Origin of the sequence: Streptomyces cavernicola (genome assembly GCF_029968035.1) — a bacterium.
In the GTDB taxonomy this organism is placed as follows: Bacteria; Actinomycetota; Actinomycetes; order Streptomycetales; family Streptomycetaceae; genus Streptomyces; species Streptomyces cavernicola.
Genome location: NZ_JASCIQ010000094.1, coordinates 1 through 1,747 on the forward strand (window position 1 = coordinate 1; position 1,747 = coordinate 1,747).

Annotated in this window: 2 protein-coding genes; both read left to right on the forward strand. The window is 70.3% G+C overall.

Annotated features, from left to right (window positions below):
• The coding region (locus QIS96_RS37595; protein ID WP_282547386.1) for a vitamin B12 dependent-methionine synthase activation domain-containing protein at positions 1-847 on the forward strand (847 nt) is incomplete at its 5' end.
• The gene (gene metF / locus QIS96_RS37600) at positions 844-1,716 is read left to right on the forward strand and encodes a methylenetetrahydrofolate reductase [NAD(P)H] (protein ID WP_282547387.1); all 873 of its coding nucleotides are present in this window, start codon (positions 844-846) and stop codon (positions 1,714-1,716) included. The genes QIS96_RS37595 and metF, both read left to right, overlap by 4 nt.
• The last annotated feature ends 31 nt before the right edge of the window (positions 1,717-1,747 follow it).

The following is a 1,747-nucleotide window of genomic DNA, read 5'->3' on the forward strand; positions in this document are numbered from 1 at the left end:
TCCCAAGCGGGAGTTGGTGCTCGAAGAGCCGCAGGAGAGCGGCCGCTCGGACGTCGCCACCGACAACCCCGTGCCCACCCCGCCGTTCTGGGGCACCCGCGTCGTCAAGGGCATCCAGCTCAAGGAGTACGCGAGCTGGCTCGACGAGACCGCGCTGTTCCGCGGCCAGTGGGGCCTGACCAAGGACCTGGTCGAGACCGAGGGGCGGCCCCGGCTGCGGATGTGGCTGGACCGGCTGCGCACCGAGAACCTCCTCGAAGCGGCCGTCGTCCACGGCTACTTCCCGTGCGTGTCCAAGGGCGACAGCCTGATCATCCTCGATGAGCAGGGCAAGGAGCGGACCCGGTTCACCTTCCCGCGCCAGCGCCGCGGCCGGCGGCTGTGCCTGGCCGACTTCTTCCGGCCCGAGGAGTCCGGCGAGACCGATGTCGTCGGCCTCCAGGTCGTCACCGTAGGCTCCAGGATCGGCGAAGCCACCGCCGAGCTCTTCGAGGCCGACTCCTACCGCGACTACCTCGAACTCCACGGCCTCTCCGTGCAGTTGGCCGAGGCCCTCGCCGAGTACTGGCACGCCCGCGTCCGCGGCGAGCTCTCCATCGCGGGCGGCGACCTCGAATCCCTGGACGGCATGCTCCGCACCGACTATCAGGGCTGCCGCTACTCCTTCGGCTATCCGGCCTGCCCCGACCTGGAGGACCGCGCGAAGATCGCCGACCTCCTGCAGCCGGAGCGCATCGGCGTCCAGCTCTCCGAGGAGTTCCAGCTCCACCCCGAGCAGTCCACGGACGCCCTCGTCACCCACCATCCCGAGGCGAACTACTTCAACACGGGAGGCAGCCGCTCATGACCACGTTCTCCTTCGAGTTCTTCCCGCCCAAGACGGCCAAGGGCGAGCAGACGCTGTGGCGCGCACTGCGCCGTGTCGAGCCGCTCGCCCCCGACTTCGTGTCCGTCACCTACGGCGCGGGCGGTTCCTCACGGGAGCGCACGGTCGACGTGACCCGCCGGATCGGTGCCGAGACGACGCTGCGCCCGGTCGCGCACCTCACCGCCGTGGGGCACAGCGTCGCCGAGCTGCGGCACATCATCGGGCAGTACGCCGACGCCGGTGTCCGGGACGTCCTCGTGGTACGCGGCGACCCGCCCGGCGACCCGAACGCCCCGTGGGTCCCGCACCCCGAAGGCTTCACGCACGCCCATGAACTCGTCACGCTCGTACGGGAGTTGGGTGACTTCCGGATCGGCGTCGCGGCCTTCCCCGAGCGCCATCCGCGCTCGGCCGACTGGGACAGCGACATCCGGCACTTCGTCGCCAAGTGCCGGGCGGGCGCCGACTACGCCATCACCCAGATGTTCTTCCGCGTGGAGGACTATCTGCGGCTGCGCGACCGGGTGGCCGCCGTCGGCTGCGACACCCCGATCATCCCGGAGATCATGCCGGCCACCGACGTGCGCCAGATCGGCCGCTTCGCCGAACTCAGCGGCGCCGCCTTCCCCGAGGACCTGGCACACCGCCTGGACGCCGCCCACGACGACCCCGCCGAGGGGCACCGCATCGGCGTGGAGTACGCCACCGCCATGGCCGACCGGCTCCTCGCCGAAGGAGCCCCAGGGCTGCACTACATCACGCTCAACCGCTCCACGGCGGCGCTGGAGATCCACCGCAACGTACTGAACTCAAGGAGTGCACCGTATGTCCTCGCAGGCCACCGCTGACTTCACGGACTTCAAGGTCGCCGACCTGTCG

What these genes read in the sequence shown, in the direction of transcription:
- metF (WP_282547387.1), top strand. Translation starts at nt 844, where the DNA reads ATGACCACGTTCTCCTTCGAGTTCTTCCCGCCCAAGACGGCCAAGGGC.